Genomic DNA, 16,272 nt, shown 5'->3' on the forward strand with positions numbered 1-16,272 from the left:
GCTCAATCCGCGTCAGCCGTGCAGGCCGTGCGCGGTCATCAGGCGGTACAGCGTCGCGCGCGAGACGCCGAGTTCCGCCGCCACGTCGGCATGCTGGCGCCGATGCCGCAACAGCGTTTCCTCGATCGTGCGCCGCTCGGCCTGGCGGCGTAATTCCGCGAGCGTCGGCGGCCGGTGCGACGTGTACTGGTTCAGTTCGAGATCGACGGCCGAGATCAGCGGGCCATTCGTCATCACGACCGCGAAGCGGATCCGGTTGATCAGTTCGCGCACGTTGCCGGGCCATGCATAGTTGTGGATCGCCTCGATCGCGCACGGCATGAAGCCGCGAATCCGGTGCGCGCTGTCGCCGCGATAGCGCCGCAAGATGTGATCGGCGAGCAGCATGATGTCGCGGCCGCGCGCGCGCAGCGGCGGCTCGTCGATGCGCAGCACGCACAGCCGGTAATACAGGTCCGCACGGAACCGTCCCGCCTGCATCGCGGCCTCGAGATCGACGTGGGTCGCGGACACGATCCGCACATCCACCGGAATCGACGTGTGTCCGCCGAGCCGCTCGATCTTGCCCTCCTGCAGGAACCGCAGCAGGCTCGCCTGGCTCTCGAACGGCATGTCGCCGATTTCATCGAGGAACAGCGTGCCGCCGTGCGCGGACTCGATGCGGCCGATCTTGCGCTGATGCGCGCCGGTGAACGCGCCGCGCTCATGACCGAACAGCTCGGCCTGCAGCAGCGTCGTCGGAATCGCCGCGCAATTCACGGCGACGAACGGCGCGTCGGCGCGCGACGAATGCTGATGGATCGCCGACGCGGTCAACTCCTTGCCGGTGCCGGATTCGCCGGCGATGAACACGGTGGCCTCGGTGTTCGCGACCTTGCGGATCGTCGCGAACAGACGGCGCATCGCGTCGCATGCGCCGATCATCGTACCGCCGGGCGGCGCGGCGTCGACGGCCGGATCGCCTTCCGCCAGTTTCAGCATCCCGTACGCATGGCCGACGAGATAACCGATCGTCGTATCGGCCGTCGCATCGCGGGCATAGCCGAAGCAGCACTGGCGGATCAGTCGCGCGATGGTGGCGTCGCGCAGTCGCTCGTCGTCGGCGATCGCGACCCAGCCGATCCGCGGATCGCGCAGCAGCGCCTCGAACGACGCAACGTCGGGCGACGCGAAATCGTCGAAATCGACGATGCCCGCATGCAGGCGGTTCGCCTTCACGAGATTGAGTGCGTCCGCAACGGATTTCGCGCGCCACACGTCCCAGCCGCGCGACGCGAGACAGTCGACGAGCCCCGCATCGGGACACGGCGACAGATACACGAGCGGGCGTGACGGCACGCCATGGTGACGCCGGACCGCGACGAACGGTGGCGTGCACGGCGCCCGCTCACCCTCCTGCGGGCCTGACAGTCTGATCGGGCAGCAATGGTTCACGATGGCCTCGCCGCATGGGGTTGTCTGGCGGAACGGGCGGCGCGAAACGATGCGCGGCAGGCCTCCCTGCCCACGCGCGACGCTGCCTGCATGTCCGCTCGGGAAAGTTTCGTCATCGGCAGAACACGACGCGCTGCATGTAGATCTGCGGTTCGACGACGGGCCTCGCGGCCTGGTTGAGGTCCTCGCGATAAGCACGGTAGGTCTTGCCGTTCACCGTCACTGCCGTCGCAGGCGCCGTCTCGATCGTGTTCAGCCCTTTGCGCTGCCAGTCGCTGACCCGCGCCGACGCCGACACGCTCGACTCGCCGGCGATCTTCTGCGTGATCGCGCTGCTGTCGCTCCACGGCTGCGTCTGCATGTCCTCCGCGTGCTGCATCGCGCCGATCGTCTTGCCGGTCGGCGTCGGCCCGTTCTGCGCGTCGAACGGCGCGCCACGACCGTACACCGGCGATTGCCACGACGGTGCGTGCCCCTCCGCCGGCATCATGTAGATCATCTGCGGATCGCCGACCATCATCATCGGCACGCATGCCGTGTTGTCCGGGCGGCCGAGCGTCGTCAGCGCCTGCTGGACGCTCGCGGCATTCGCGAGGGTCTGCTCGCTCAGGATGACAAAGACCGCAGGGTTCTGGAAAACCGACTGCGCGGCGGCTTGTGTGCCGACCAGCAGCAGCGCGACCAAAAAGATCCTCATGATTGAGGCCTCCTTGTACCCTCGTCAGGCAAAAAGAGGTGTTGACCTCGGGGAAGGGACCAACACCCGTCAAACTTGCGACGTGCGTCGCGTCGCGGATCCCGGCGGCGCCCGTGCGACCGGCATGCCGATCGCACGGGCGCCTTGTCCGCATGCTTACGACGACGTGCTCGTCGAGATGACGGTCGGCACCGGCATCACCGGCGCGGCCGGGGCGGCCTGCTGGTCAACCGTGGCCGGCACGTCGGCGGACGGTGCGGGCGTGGCAGCGGATTCGACCGCGTCCGTCGCCTTCGCATCGGCGGCCGGCGCGTCGGCAGCGGCCGCTGCGGCGGGCTGCGCGGCTTCCGGTGCGGGCGCCTCGGCTGCTGCCTGCGATGCCGGTTCGGCGGCCTTCGCATCGGCTGCGGGCGCGGGCGTTGCGGCGTCCGCGGTCCGCGATGCGGCGTCGGTCGCCGCCGGTCCGGATTGTGCGATGTCCGGCGTCTTCGTGTCGGCGGCGGGCGCTGCCGCGGCTTGCGCGGCGGTGTCGGTTGCAGACGGTGCAGGTTCCGGCGCCTTGTCGGCAATCGTCGGCGCGGGTTGCTCCGGCGCCTTCGTATCGACCGCAGGCGTCGCCGCGGCTTGCGCCGTGGTGTCGGTTGCGGCCGGCGCGGGTGCCGGCGCCTTGTCGGCAACCGCCGGCGCCGCAACGATGGCGGCAGCCGGCACCGCACTCACCGCGGCCGGTGCAACGGCAGGTGCAGCGCTCATGGCAGGTGCAACGGCAGGCGCGGCACTCACGGCCGGTGCTGCCGCCGCAACCGGTGCGGCAACGGCGGCAGGCACGACGGCAGCCGCTTGCGTCGCCTTCACGGCGGCCGCCTGTGCTGCGGCAGGCACCGCGCCGACGGCCGGCGCGGCGATCGACGGCGCGGGCACCGACACCGGGATCGGCGCCGCCTGGACCGCGGTCGTCGCCACCGGGCGCGTCTGCACGGGCGCGGCGGCGTCCAGCGGCGGCAGGCCCATGCGGCTGCGCACGATCGGATCGCGATACTTCACGTCGTCGGCCACGGTCGCTTCGACGGCGGGCGCCACGTTCGAGCGCGCGAGCGGCGCGGTCGTGCCCGGGCACAGGTGACCGGTCGCTTCCACCGCACGCCGGTTCGCATCGCTCTGGCAAAGCAGCGCGAGCGCGACGTCGGTCAGCCCCATCGCGCGGAATTCACGCGCGTCGAGACGACGCACGCATGCCTGGTCGACCAGGGTCGTGCCGCCCGTCGCGCCGAAGCCCGGAAACGACACGCCGACGCTCACCGAGCCCATGCAGGTATCGGACAGCGTGGTCGTGAGACCCGGCGCCTGGATCGCGGGGTTCGTCTTGATCGTCTGGGTACCCGAGTAGTTGACGTTTTCCGACGTCTGGGTGTTGAACGGATTAGTCCCCGGCGAGCCCGCCGACTGGAGCGAGCTCACGCTCTGCGGTGTCACGTTCGAGCCGCCGCTCGTGGAAGAAGGCAAGTTCAAGTTCACCTGCACGCTCGAATTGCCGCTGCCACGCACCCCGCTGCTGCTGGTGGCGCTCCCGCCGCGCGAACTCGTGGTGTTCGTGTTCATGCTCGAGCCACCGCCCTGGCTGATCGCCGTCGACGACGTCGAGGACTGCGCGCTTGAAGTCGAGTCGGCGGTCTGCGCTTGGGCACCGATCGTGGCCATCGCGAACATCGCCGCACATGCCACCCTGATCTTGTTGCTGTTCATTTCAATCTCCGGACGTGGTTTGACCTCCCACCCAGGCAACCGTATTAATTCCCCTGAATTCCTTCAGTTTTGCCTGCTTCCCCGAACTGCTTCCAGCCACTGCCCAGCTGGGACCATGAACCGCCCGACATGCCCGGCCATTGCGGGGCCGCCGATGCGCCGATGGCACTGCCCGACGAAAGCGTGTGTTGTTGTGACGGTTTGGTTGTCTGGTCAGGGTTGTTTGACGTTTGCACATTCGATTGCACGTCGTCGGCAGCACGGTCAGCGCCATACGCCGTCAGAGACGCGAGCATCAGAGCGGCGGCAATCAGTTTCTGCTTCATGCCAACTCCTTACGGTGACAACAAGGCGAGGAAAGAGACCAGCGTCGTAGGGAAGCTGGCCCCCCGACACCCGGATCAGGGACTTCCGGCGGTCGCGCCGGAACTGCCCTGGCTGCCGCCCGATGCGAACGGCGATCCGGCCGGACCGGTGCCCCATACCGTCGACGAGTTGAAGTGGTTCGAGCCCGCGACCGTTCCCGACCACCCACTGCCCGCCATGCCGGCGGCACCTGCGTTGGCAATGCCGTTGTCGTTCGCGCCGGTTGCCGTGTAGTGGTTCGCGCCGAGTACGATCGTGGCGGTCACCCCTCCCGACAGCGCATTGGCGTTCTCGCTCGTGTTGCCGGTTCCACCGAACGAGCCTGCGGCACCGATACCGCCGCCTGCCGCGAACGCGCCTCCGTTCGTGCCCCAGCCGCTGGCCGTCGAAGTCGAGTCGTGATAGGCGGATGCCGTGCCGATGGAGCCGGCGGGTGTCACGGTACTTCCGGCGTTCGCGCCCGCCACCGAGGTCGAGTTGCTCGTGTAGCTGCCGGTACCGACCAGCACCGAACCGGAGACGCCTGCCGCGACGGATTGCGTCTGGTTGAATGTCGTCGGACCTGCCGCCAGCACGGCTGACGATAGGACGGTGAGCGCTGTCGCTAAAATGACGTTGGCTTTCATAGCAATTCCTTGCTGTGAGGAAGTTCGGTGGCCGGGTCGCCGGGTCCGCCCTCGCGGGACGAAACCCGGCATCCGTGCCACCTGTCCATGACGAACGCTATGCGCCGCGGCTTAGTAGTGATACATCGTCCAGCCGGTCGAACCGGCGTTCGCGCCGCTGGAACCGCCAGCTTGTGCGCCGCCGAAGCCGAAGCCGCTCACCGTCGACGTGTTGATGTGGTTCGTGTACGAGATCGAGCTGCTCGCGCCGCCACCGGCCGTTGCACCGGCGGCGCCGAGCGCTGCGCCCGAATCGGTCGCGGTGAAGTGACCGAACCCGACGACACCGGCCATCGTCTGGCCACCGCTCGACGAGTTGCTGGTGGAGGTCGTGCCGCTCGCTGCGAACGCTGCACCCGAAACCGCCATCACTGCTGCTGCAATCAGAAGCTTCTTCATGGTCGACTCCATAACGGCGTGGACGGAACAAGCGAGGAAAGCTGCACGCCTTCAACTTCCCTGCCTCGAGCAATCCCTAAAAATAAGGATCACTATCCAATCACAAAGCAACGATTCATCTCGAATCCGAGACCACGTAACTTTTGGCCAGTCGAAGTTCAGGTTAGTATTTTTTAGTTTTACGAATTTTTTATAGGAATTCTCGATATCTCATATCGATTTTTAAAAATCAGAAAACAAATCGCTTCACGCACCCGAATGCAGGCATTCGAAATCCAGATCTGGTTTTTTCGAAATCCGCTCCCGCGACACACCGGCACACGGCATTCGCTTCAGCGATCGAAAATGCGTGAAAATGGTTAAGTACCGAAAATGCAGCGCCATCCAAAACATGCACGTCATCGTGGCGATAACGGGCCTGCATGACGGTCTGTCGGCATCGCCTCTCCCTGAGCTACCAGTCAATGATCTTCCGGGTCATCCGGCCGTCGGATATTCGAGCGAGTCCGGCGAGCGCCGGTATTTGCCCGGCGCACTCGATACGGCCCTGCACGGTCGGAGTCGAGTCGGGGTCAAGCTGTCCGGCACGAACAGCCCGGTCCACCCGGACGCGCTGAATGAAAGGGAGCACCGCTGTCGGCCGGTCGTCATGCGGAACGACAGGCGTTCCAGCACGTGCGACACGCGGATGCCGGGAAACCGGCGACGAACCCGCGAGGCTGGCACTGCATCGCGAGCCGTACTCCGAGCTGTCCGACTACCCCACGGATGCGCAAGGAATGCGCGGAACGAATGACTGCTTCTGGTCTTCATCTCTATTTCCCCGACTGCTTATTGACGAACGCGTCGCCCCCCATCTTTGTCGCATCAGGTCGACCGCTCGCCGGTGCGTCCAATGTCGCAAGCGGCATGCCATGCGTGATTCCACCGACGGTTGCTTGACGCGTACCGTCCGCGAAGCCCGGCCATTTCGCCGGGAATCGCATTTTTTGTTTCAGGAATGTATCGCGACAACCGTGGGCGGCTTGCGCCGATCATTGAATGCCGCGAAGCAATGCCGGAAAAGGCGGACGAATGCGACCCGCGGGGCCTCGCGCAAGGGGGTGACGAACGGGTGTTTCATACTTGAGAAGTGCGGGGTCGCACATTGCGTGCCGATCCGCACATCGGCCCTGCCAAACCGCTTGCTGCGGCCCGTTCGACAGCGTTCGCATACCTGATAAACGACGAATCGAAACGCGCGGCACCCGATGCAGCGGAGCCTGCACGGCGGATATCGCCAAGCTTCCGGCTGTGCACGCCGGCCGCCGCGAAACGCAATTGATTCATCCGTGAAAATACCGACGGGATCAAGCGTCGACCGACAATGTGAACGCGCGGCAAAAGACGACAATTGCGGTGCAGGCCGACATGGCGTTCGCGCTGCCGGCATATCGGAAAAGATGACAGCATGCGCCGCACGAACCCTTCAACACCCTTTATCCATTTTTACTGGCGTCATTCAATTCGGCGACATTCGATGTCAATAACCGCCGCGCGCCAATCGCCGGATAACGACGCACGATGCGCGCGAGAAACATTTCCGATGCGATATCGGCCGCGAATCTCATCGCTGAAACATATTCGTGCAAAGCGTGATTCATGCTGAACATTCGTGACGGCGCGACTTTTTTGCGCGTTTCGACCGGCCGGTTCGAATGCTGCCGGCAGTTTTCACACCGGTTCGCGCAATCCACGGATACATGCGTGAAACAGAAGTTCGTGCGCGCCGTGGCAGCGCCGTCCGCTGCTCCCTCGCATCCGCATGCGGCAACCCTGGCACGACGCTTGAATGTCGTCCCGATTCGGCACGCCGCGCAGCGCGCGACGAAGCCACGCGCGATGCAATCGAAATGAACCGCGCCACCGCTATGTGCCGAGCAATTCCTTCTTGCGCAGATGCACGACGTCGCGCATCGGCGGCGCGCCGAACAGCCGGCTGTATTCGCGGCTGAACTGCGACGCGCTTTCATAGCCGACGGTCGCGGCCACGGACCCGACGTCGCCGCCCTGCCGCAGCAATAGCCGCCGCGCTTCGTGCAGCCGCAGTTGCTTCTGATACTGCAGCGGGCTCAGCGTAGTCACGTGCTTGAAGTGATGGTGTAGCGACGACACGCTCATGTTGACCGCCTGCGCGAGCGTGTCGACGCGCATCGGCTCCGCGTAGTGATCGCGGATCCATTCGATCGCGCGTGCGATCCGGTGCGTCTGGCTGCCGGCGACGGCCATGTGCCGCAGCCGCGTGCCCTGCCCGCTCGTCATCAGCCGGTACAGCAGCTCCTTTTCGATCAGCGGCGCGACCACCGGAATGTCGGCCGGCGTATCGAGCAGCCGCAACAGCCGCAGCGCGGCATCGAACAGCGGCGGCGTCAGCTCGGCAAGCGCGATGCCCTCGCCTTCGGGGCCGGCATCCGGCTCCGGCAGCCGCATCTCGGCCGCGAGTTCGACGATGCGCTGCGGATCGAGCGTGAGCGACAGGCACAGGTAAGGCGCGTCCGGCGACGCCTGCGTGACGCGCGAGAGAATCGGCAAGTCGATCGACGCAATCAGGCAGTTCCGCGTGTCGTATTCGTAAGCCTGGCCGCCCACGATCACACGCTTCGCGCCCTGCGCGGCGATCACGAGCGCGGCGCGCGACACGCCGCAGCCGAGATCGACCGGATGCCCGTGCCGGTGCAGCATCAGCGCCGGCACGGCCGTCGAGTGGGAGCCGTCGGTCGGCGCGAAGCGGGCGATCAGCGATGCCAGTTCGCGCCGCCCGGATTCGCGCGACGCCGCGATATCGGTCATGTCCATGACGGGTTCCTCGCTTCGTTTCCCTGAATCGCGCGAGCATAGCGAATCGCTCGCCGCCGCGCCGGGGATTTGCAGGATTGTTCAATAAATTTGCAGGATTGGGTAGACGCAAAAAACGCGCGCTCGCGCACACTGCCCGCTAACCGGGCGCATGCCGGGTTTTCCCCATGGAGACATACCAATATGCCTACCTCGTTTGTCCTCAACGGCAAGAACGTTACGCTCGACGCCGATCCGTCGATGCCCGTCCTCTGGGCGATCCGCGAGCACGCGGGACTGACCGGCACGAAGTTCGGCTGCGGCATGGCGCAGTGCGGCGCGTGCACCGTCCATCTCGAAGGCCAGGCGGTGCGCTCGTGCGTGCTGCCGCTCGCCGGCATCGCGGGCAAGCACGTCACCACGATCGAAGGCCTGCAGAGCAAGCCCGCGCAGGCCGTGCAGGCCGCCTGGGTGAAGCTGCAGGTGCCGCAGTGCGGCTATTGCCAGTCCGGCCAGATCATGTCGGCCACCGCCTTGCTCGAACAGAACCCGAAGCCGACCGACGCGGACATCGACGCCGCGATGAACGGCAACATCTGCCGCTGTGCGACCTACGCCCGCATCCGGGCCGCGATCCACGACGCGGCCGCGACGCTGGGAGCCTGACCATGACGATCGAACTCGACAATCGCGATTCGGTACGGCCGTCGCGCCGCACGTTTCTGAAGGCCGCGGGCGCCGCGGCCGCCGTCAGCCTGACGATCGGTTTCGAATGGGCCGGCCTCGGCCGCCGCGCGCTCGCCGCGACGGCCCCCGCCGCCGACTTCGCGCCGAACGCATTCCTGCGCATCACGCCCGACGGCGCGGTCACCGTCATCGCGAAACACGTTGAAATGGGCCAGGGTGCGTACACGGGCATCGCGACGATCGTCGCCGACGAGCTCGACGCCAACTGGTCGAGCGTACGCGTCGAAAGCGCGCCGGCCGACGCGAAACGCTACGCGAACCTCGCGTTCGGCACGATGCAGGGCACGGGCGGCAGCTCGGCCATGTCGAACTCGTGGCAGCAACTGCGCGAAGCGGGCGGCAAGGCCCGCGCGATGCTCGTGTCGGCCGCGGCGGCGCGCTGGAAGGTGCCGGCCGGCGAGCTGACCACCGCCGACGGCGTCGTCACGCACGCGAAGAGCGGCAAGACGGCCGCCTACGGCACGCTGGTCGCCGACGCATCGAAACTGCCGGTGCCCGACAAGGTCACGCTGAAGCAGCCGGCCGACTTCAAGCTGATCGGCCATCGCATTCCGCGCGTGGACGGGTCGGCCAAGTCGAACGGCACCGCGCATTTCACGCTCGACACGACCTTCCCCGGCATGCGCGTCGCGCTGCTGCAGCGCCCGCCGCGCTTCGGCGCGACGGTCAAGTCGTTCGACGCGACGGCCGCGAAGGCCGTGCCGGGCGTGGTGTCGGTCGTGCAGGTGCCGGGCGGCGTGGCGGTCGTCGCGACCGGCTTCTGGGCCGCGAAACAGGGCCGCGACGCGCTGAAGATCGACTGGGACGAAACGAACGCCGAGAAGCGCGGGTCGGCGGAGATCATGCGCGAGTACCGGCAGCTCGCGGCGAAACCCGGCGCGTCGGCGCGCAAGGACGGCGATGCCGACGCGGCGATCGCGGGTGCCGCGCGCAAGGTCAGCGCGACGTACGAATTCCCGTATCTCGCGCACGCGCCGATGGAGCCGCTCGACGCGGTCGTCAAGCTGACCGCGAACAGCTGCGAGATCTGGGCCGGCGACCAGTTCCAGACGGTCGACCAGGGCAACGCCGCCCGGGTCGCGGGCCTGAAGCCCGAGCAGGTGCAGATCCACACGCTGTACGCGGGCGGCAGCTTCGGCCGGCGCGCGAACGCGTGGTCGGACTACGTGGTCGAGGCCGTGTCGATCGCGAAGGCGCTCGGCGCGGACGGCAAGCCGGTCAAGCTGCAGTGGACGCGCGAGGACGACATCCAGGGCGGCTTCTATCGCCCGATGTACTTCCACAAGCTCGACGCGGGGCTGACCGCGGACGGCAAGCTGGTCGGCTGGCGCCACCGGATCGTCGGCCAGTCGATCCTCGCCGGCACGCCGTTCGAAGCGTTCATGGTCAAGAACGGGATCGACGCGACGTCGGTCGAGGGCGCGGCGAACCTGCCGTACGCGGTGCCGAACGTATCGGTCGAACTCACGACCACCAAGGTCGGCCTGCCCGTGCTGTGGTGGCGCGTGGTCGGCAGCTCGCACACCGCCTACGCGGTCGAGGCGTTCATCGACGAAGCCGCGCACGCGGCCGGCAAGGATCCGTACCTGTTCCGCCGCGACCTCCTCGAGAAGGAGCCGCGGATGCGCGCCGTGCTCGAGCTGGCCGCGCAGAAGGCCGGCTGGGATCCGGCGAAGCCGCTGCCGAAGGGCCGCGGGCGCGGGATCGCGGTGGCCGAGGCGTTCAAGAGCTATGTCGCGCAGGTCGCGGAAGTGTCGGTCGACGCCGACGGCAAGGTGAAGGTCGACCGCGTGGTGTGCGCGGTCGACTGCGGGATCGCGATCAACCCCGACATCGTCGCCGCGCAGATGGAAGGCGGCATCGGCTTCGGGCTCGGCGCGGCGCTGCACAGCGCGATCACGCTGAAGGACGGCCAGGTCGAGCAGCGCAACTTCGACGGCTATCACGTGCTGCGGATGGCGGAGATGCCGAAGGTCGAGGTGCACATCGTGCCGTCGGCCGAGGCGCCGACCGGCGTCGGCGAGCCGGGTGTCGCGCCGGTGGGCCCGGCGGTCGCCAACGCGATCTTCGCCGCGACCGGCAAGCGGCATTACGTGCTGCCGTTCGATTCGGGCGATACGGCGAAGGCTTGACGGGCAAGTGAAACGCCGGCCGCGCGGCGGGAGTGTCGCGCGGCCGGTTCTTTATTGCGCTGGCACCTGCGGCACGCGACACGATCACGCCGGACCGATCACTCCTGTTCGACTTCCGGCCAAAGCCTGGGGAAAAGAAATCGCAGTGCCGCCAGCGGCAGCCCGAAGGAAAGCTCACCGCGGTGCGAAGGAGAAGTCAGAAGCCCGAAATCGAGCAGCGATCGAACGATACGGCGTCCCAGCACGTCACTGACCCCCAGCATCTGCGTGAATTCCGCGCGCGTGACGGCGCGACGCAGTGCGACGAATTCCATGGCCAGCGCAGCGGCTTCCGCCTTGATGACGGACTTTTCCGAACGGATGCTCCATGGATTGAATTCGAGGTACCGCAATAGATCGAGCATGCGTCCGGTGACTCCGTCGAATTCCGTCATACGCACCATGAATCCGACCTGATCCTCGCAACAGGCCAGAAAGAACCGCGCGAATCTGACGAGCCCTTCCTGAGACAGATTGCCCCGACCGTCCAGATCATTGCGCCGGGACTGATCGGCTTCGCTCAGCTTCGCGTAATACTGCTCATGCTCGCGCGCCAATCCGCGAAGCGGTGACCACAGCCCGTGGGTGAGATCGGCAGCGCGCAGTCCAAGATGCGAATGCAGACGCGCAACCCTGCCGTTACCGTCCATGAACGGATGCACCCACGCCAGGCGATGATGCGAGCAAGCGATCCCGATCACTTGATACTCCCTCGCGCGGATACGGGCGTAACGCGTCGCCCAGGCCTGAAGCAGCGGCTCGATCATCTCGGGCTCCGGTGCCAGATGACGCCCGACCGTCACATCGGAGCGCCGAAGCTCGCCCGGAACAACGATTTGACCATCGTCGGTGATTCGCTCATCTGCAGGAAGACACGAAAAGAACCGCTCGTGGATGGCGGAAATGCGCGCAGGCTCAAACAGCGCGGCGAGCGGAAGGCCGCCCCATTCTTCCTCGAACGCGGCTTCCGTTGCGATATGAGCGACCGCGAAGCGCTGCTTCTTGCGCTCGACGATATCGGTCGAGTAATCCCGATGAAGCGCGGCCTCGATCTTGGCGGGGGTCGTATGCTGACCTTCGATCTTGTTCGTATAGTACGAATTCATTGCGCGCAACTGCGGAACGAGCGCGCGTGCCAATGGCGTATCCCTGACCGCGAGCAACCGTTGCGACGAATCGACGAGTTGGCCGGCCTGATCAAGCAGCGGATCGAGGACACGGTCCTCGGGAAACAGCGGTTCGAAGGTGGCAACGGTTGTCATGCTTCGCCGGAAGGTTCCATGTCGGGTTGAATGTAGGGTTTCATGTCGCCGATTATAGCGACTTATATCCATGATTTATATGCGTTTTCAATGATTCTTTGTTTGGTTTGATGTAGGGTTCGATGTAGAGTTGATTTTGCTCGATTTTGCGCCAATGCTGCGCGAACGCGTCGCCTGCCGTTGGCCCATTCCCCCCACGTAACACCGCCCGTAACGCCCGTAACGTTCCCCCCGGATGCTACGTAACAATCCTTCAATGTTGCTCCGACCCTTCCGAAGCGCGCCGCGCATCCCGCGTTAAAAATTCTTTTAGATTCAAGGCCGGCGCGCCGCCAGCCCCGCCCCCGCCCCCCGTCGACGCCCGACGGACCATCCCTGGCCCGGAAGTTGCGGTACATGACCCGCAAACACTCCTTTACGGACATGCGAGGGCCAACATGGATTGCAAATACCTGTACATCGACAATATAAAAATCAACTTCGTGCGCCGCACGATCGAAATCGACAACAAAGTCGTCGACGTCACGCCGCGTGAATTCGACGTCGTCGAATTCCTGCTCGACAACATGAACAAGATCGTGCCGCGGCAAGCGATCCAGGAAGCGGTCTGGGGCCGCGAGCTCGGCGTGTCGTCGCGCACGCTCGACACCCACATCTCGCGCATCCGTTCGAAGCTGCAGCTCGATCACGACAAGAACCTGCGGATCATCCCGATTTATGCGGTCGGTTATCGGCTGGTGCTGTTCGGCGCGGCCATGACGCACGTCGAGCGCCACGACGCGGCGCCGATCCTGCGCGCCGCGCCGCAGCAGGCGCTGGCTGCCGACTACGCGTAACGCGTCACGGCTCACCCGCGCGCCGCCACTGCGCGGCGCGCCGGCAAGACTCCCCACCGCGCCGCACATCCGCCGTGCGGCGCCGCGCGGCCCGGCACACGTGCCCCGCCGCGCCACGACCGCCGCCTCCGGGCGGCGGTTGCCTTTGTGCGCGCGACGCGCCGCACGCGGCCACGCCGCCGCGCAGCAGGCTTCGTAGCTCGCCGCCGCCCGCGCGGCCGGCGGATGCGCGCGACTACGGATTCCGGCGCGGCACGCGGCCGGCGCCGTCCCTACAATCGACGCAGCAGCCGCGCGCCCCCTGCGCCGCCGGCCACAACAACCCGTCGAACCAACGCCGAATCCGCCCCGATCCCGCCGTGCCTGCGCTGTCCCTGACGAATGCCGACGCCGGCGACGCCGCGAACCGGGCCTCGCCCGCCGCTGCCACCCCGCCCGCCGCGGCGCCCGCCATCCCGCCCCCGCCGGTCGCGCTCGACGCGTCGCCGTGGCTGCCGCGCCTGTCCGCCGCCGCCGCGCGCGGGCTGTCGCATGCGTACGGCGCCACGGGCGCGGTCCCGGTCACGCTCGGCGAACACGCGTACGAGGTGCGCTGGCGCGTCGACGCCGAACCGGCCGCCGACGCGCACGCGTACCGCTTCGTCATCGGCCCGGCCGCCGGCACGCTGTGGATCGATCCGGTCGCGGAAAGCGCATGGCTCGGCGACGCGGCCGACCCGGCCGTGCCGGCCGTGATCCGCGCGGCGCTGCTCGCCGACCTCGCCGCGCCGCTCGCGGCCGTGCTGCAGGCCGCGACACGGCAGCGCGTGGAACTGCTGCCGCCGCCGGCGAGCGTGCCCGCATGGCGCACCGCGCCGGCCGCGCTGCGCTTCGAACTGCGTCGCGCCGACGGCGCATGGCGCTGCCACGGCGCGCTGCTGTTCGATGCGCCGGACGCGCTCGCGGTGTTCTTCGCGGCGCCGGCGGCCGCGCGGCCCGACACGCGCGCCGCGTATGCAAGCCTGCCGGTGCCGCTGGTATTCGAGATCGGCCGGACCGAGCTGACGACGGCCGAGCTGGCCGACGTCGTCAGCGGCGACATCATCGCGATCGAGCGCTGGCGCGCGCACGAGCAGAACCTGCTGTGCGTGGCGAGGGTGCCGGCCGCGCCGGCGTGGGAGATCACCGGACGGCCGTCGGGGAACCGGCTGACCGTCGAACGAATCAGGGAGATGCCTTTGGAACCGACCCGCACCGACACCCCGCCCGCCACCGCGACCGCGCACGATGCGTCGCCCGACGATGCGCCGCGCTCGCTCGACGGCCTCGCGGTCGACCTACGCTTCGAATTGCCGCCCACGTCGATCCCGCTCGGCGAACTCGGCACGCTGCAGCCCGGCGCGGTGATCGAACTGCAGCAAGGCATCAACCAGAGCGTGATCCATCTCGTCGCGAACGGGATGCTGATTGGCACCGGCCATCTGATCGCGGTCGGCCAGAAGCTCGGCGTGCGCGTCGTCACGCTGACGCAGCCCGCGCCGCGCGAGCGCTGAACGATGGGCAGCCTGCCGAATCCGGTCGCGCTGATCGCGGTGATCGCCGCGCTCGGCATCGCGCCGTTCGCGGCGCTGATGGTGACGAGCTACACGAAGCTCGTGGTCGTGCTCGGCCTGCTGCGCTCCGCGCTCGGGATCCAGCAGGTGCCGCCGAACCTCGTGCTCAACGGCATCGCGCTGATCCTGTCGTTGTTCATCATGGCGCCGGTCGGGATGTCGATCCGCGACGCGCTGCAAGCCCGCCACTTCGACGCATCGGGACAATTGTCGACCGCCGACATCGGCGCGCTCGCCGATGCCGCGCTGCCGCCGGTCAAGGATTTCCTGGTGTCGCACACGCGGCAGCGCGACCGCGAATTCTTCGTGCGCACCGCGACGTCGGTCTGGCCGAAGAACCGCGCGGACGGCATCAAGGACGACGACCTGCTCGTGCTGGTGCCGAGCTTCACGCTCGCCGAGCTGACGAAGGCATTCCAGATCGGTTTCGTGATCTACATCGTGTTCATCGTCGTCGACCTGCTGGTCGCGAACATCCTGCTCGCATTAGGCATGCAGATGATCTCGCCCACGACGATCTCGGTGCCGTTCAAGCTGCTGCTGTTCGTCGCGCTCGACGGCTGGTCGCTGCTCGTGCACGGGCTCGTGCTGTCGTATCGCGTGGCGGGGGCGGGATGAGCGCGCGCGGCCCGCGCGGCGTCGTCGCGAGCCTGTGCGCGATGCTCGCGCTGACGCTCGCATGCGCGGGCATGCAGCCGCGCGGCGCGCACGCGGCGGGCAGCGCCGCGGGCTTCGCGCAGCTCGCGCGCGCCTGCGCGCCGAACGTCGATCCCGACACGCTCGCCGCGCTCGTGCGCACCGAATCCGGCTTCAATCCGTATGCGATCGGCGTGGTCGGCGGCCATCTGACGCGCCAGCCCGCGTCGCTCGACGAAGCACGCGCGACCGCAAGCGAGCTGGCCGCGCGCGGCTTCAGCTACAGCGTCGGCCTCGCTCAGGTCAACGAACGAAACTTCGCGAAATACGGCCTCGACGACACGACGATGTTCGAACCGTGCCGCAACCTGCGGGCGGGCGGCGCGATCCTGACCGAATGCTTCGCGCGCTCGTCGAACACCGGCCGCCCCGCGCAGGCCGCGCTGCGCGCGGCGCTGTCGTGCTACTACAGCGGCAACTTCACGACCGGGTTCTCGAGCGGCTATGTGAGCCGCGTCGTCGCGAGCGCGCAGCGCAACGCACGCGAAGGCGGCGTCGAACCGATTCCGGTCGTGCGCGACATGCCGCCGCCCGCGCGACAACGGCGCATGGACGCGGCCGCCACCACACCGCCCGAGCGCGCGCGCAGGCTCGCGTCGCCCGCGGCCTCCGCCGACGCGCCGTCGTGCCATGCGCGACCGGTCGTGATGATGTGTCGCGGATTGTCGGCGAGCCAGGCGAAGCGGCTGTGCGTGCGGTGCCTCGACCAGTAACGGCGCGCGGCCCGTTTTCCGGGGCGGGAACATCGGCCGCGCAGCCCCGGGCACGCCGCCGGCGCGGGGCTGCGCGCGTCTCGTAGCGCACCGTGGCCGCGCGCGGCGGCCGGCACGCCGCGCTACGAAACGGCGAG

General features: G+C 67.4%; 16 protein-coding genes. 7 read left to right on the forward strand and 9 right to left on the reverse strand.

All coding sequences use genetic code 11. The features are described 5' to 3' along the window. Positions 1-12: 12 nt before the first annotated feature. The 7 genes from WS87_RS25280 to WS87_RS33725 form a co-directional block, all read right to left on the reverse strand. Positions 13-1,434: a sigma-54 dependent transcriptional regulator gene (locus WS87_RS25280; RefSeq protein ID WP_059819405.1), complete on the reverse strand. Its 1,422-nt coding sequence runs from the start codon at positions 1,432-1,434 to the stop codon at positions 13-15. A 112-nt stretch (positions 1,435-1,546) separates the two neighbouring features. Further along, positions 1,547-2,131, reverse strand: coding sequence for a hypothetical protein (locus WS87_RS25285; RefSeq protein ID WP_059819406.1), 585 nt, complete (start codon positions 2,129-2,131; stop codon positions 1,547-1,549). A gap of 156 nt (positions 2,132-2,287) precedes the next feature. Further along, entirely contained in the window at positions 2,288-3,874 is a 1,587-nt protein-coding gene (locus WS87_RS25290; protein ID WP_059819407.1) for a hypothetical protein, read from the reverse strand. A gap of 44 nt (positions 3,875-3,918) precedes the next feature. Beyond that, positions 3,919-4,200: a hypothetical protein gene (locus WS87_RS25295; RefSeq protein ID WP_082750668.1), complete on the reverse strand. Its 282-nt coding sequence runs from the start codon at positions 4,198-4,200 to the stop codon at positions 3,919-3,921. Positions 4,201-4,275: 75 nt separating this feature from the next. Then, complete coding sequence (locus tag WS87_RS25300; protein ID WP_059526722.1) at positions 4,276-4,866, reverse strand: hypothetical protein; 591 nt, start codon at positions 4,864-4,866, stop codon at positions 4,276-4,278. 111 nt (positions 4,867-4,977) lie between these two features. Next, positions 4,978-5,304 carry a hypothetical protein gene (locus tag WS87_RS25305; RefSeq protein ID WP_059819692.1) on the reverse strand — a complete coding sequence of 109 codons (327 nt, stop codon included), beginning with the start codon at positions 5,302-5,304 and terminating at the stop codon, positions 4,978-4,980. 1,478 nt (positions 5,305-6,782) lie between these two features. After that, entirely contained in the window at positions 6,783-6,947 is a 165-nt protein-coding gene (locus tag WS87_RS33725; protein ID WP_159085706.1) for a hypothetical protein, read from the reverse strand. Between WS87_RS33725 and WS87_RS25320 the strand changes: the two genes are divergently transcribed. Then, complete coding sequence (locus WS87_RS25320) at positions 6,946-7,200, forward strand: hypothetical protein (RefSeq protein WP_059819408.1); 255 nt, start codon at positions 6,946-6,948, stop codon at positions 7,198-7,200. The genes WS87_RS33725 and WS87_RS25320 overlap by 2 nt on opposite strands. A gap of 12 nt (positions 7,201-7,212) precedes the next feature. On the opposite strand, the gene WS87_RS25325 is transcribed toward WS87_RS25320, so the two are convergent. Next, positions 7,213-8,139, reverse strand: a complete 927-nt coding sequence (locus WS87_RS25325; RefSeq protein WP_059692145.1) for an AraC family transcriptional regulator — start codon at positions 8,137-8,139, stop codon at positions 7,213-7,215. Positions 8,140-8,322: 183 nt separating this feature from the next. On the opposite strand from WS87_RS25325, the gene WS87_RS25330 reads away from it, so the two are divergent. After that, positions 8,323-8,784 carry a (2Fe-2S)-binding protein gene (locus WS87_RS25330; protein WP_059468378.1) on the forward strand — a complete coding sequence of 154 codons (462 nt, stop codon included), beginning with the start codon at positions 8,323-8,325 and terminating at the stop codon, positions 8,782-8,784. Positions 8,785-8,786: 2 nt separating this feature from the next. Beyond that, on the forward strand, positions 8,787-10,997 hold the full coding sequence (locus WS87_RS25335; RefSeq protein ID WP_059819409.1) for a xanthine dehydrogenase family protein molybdopterin-binding subunit: 2,211 nt from the start codon (positions 8,787-8,789) through the stop codon (positions 10,995-10,997). 98 nt (positions 10,998-11,095) lie between these two features. Here the strand turns inward: WS87_RS25335 and WS87_RS25340 are convergent, their stop codons facing one another. Further along, complete coding sequence (locus WS87_RS25340; protein WP_059819410.1) at positions 11,096-12,298, reverse strand: Fic family protein; 1,203 nt, start codon at positions 12,296-12,298, stop codon at positions 11,096-11,098. Positions 12,299-12,735: 437 nt separating this feature from the next. Here WS87_RS25340 and WS87_RS25345 point away from each other — a divergent pair, with 437 nt between their 5' ends. From WS87_RS25345 to WS87_RS25360, 4 genes are all read left to right on the forward strand, one after another. Beyond that, the gene (locus tag WS87_RS25345) at positions 12,736-13,134 is read left to right on the forward strand and encodes a winged helix-turn-helix domain-containing protein (protein WP_059526731.1); all 399 of its coding nucleotides are present in this window, start codon (positions 12,736-12,738) and stop codon (positions 13,132-13,134) included. A gap of 359 nt (positions 13,135-13,493) precedes the next feature. Further along, on the forward strand, positions 13,494-14,666 hold the full coding sequence (sctQ, locus tag WS87_RS25350; RefSeq protein WP_059819411.1) for a type III secretion system cytoplasmic ring protein SctQ: 1,173 nt from the start codon (positions 13,494-13,496) through the stop codon (positions 14,664-14,666). Positions 14,667-14,669: 3 nt separating this feature from the next. Then, on the forward strand, positions 14,670-15,344 hold the full coding sequence (sctR, locus tag WS87_RS25355; protein ID WP_044847619.1) for a type III secretion system export apparatus subunit SctR: 675 nt from the start codon (positions 14,670-14,672) through the stop codon (positions 15,342-15,344). Further along, the gene (locus tag WS87_RS25360; RefSeq protein ID WP_059692142.1) at positions 15,341-16,135 is read left to right on the forward strand and encodes a lytic transglycosylase domain-containing protein; all 795 of its coding nucleotides are present in this window, start codon (positions 15,341-15,343) and stop codon (positions 16,133-16,135) included. Before sctR ends, WS87_RS25360 begins: the two co-directional genes overlap by 4 nt. Positions 16,136-16,272: the final 137 nt, after the last annotated feature.

It is taken from the genome of Burkholderia sp. MSMB0856 (assembly GCF_001524645.2).
GTDB classification, from domain to species: Bacteria; Pseudomonadota; Gammaproteobacteria; order Burkholderiales; family Burkholderiaceae; genus Burkholderia; species Burkholderia diffusa.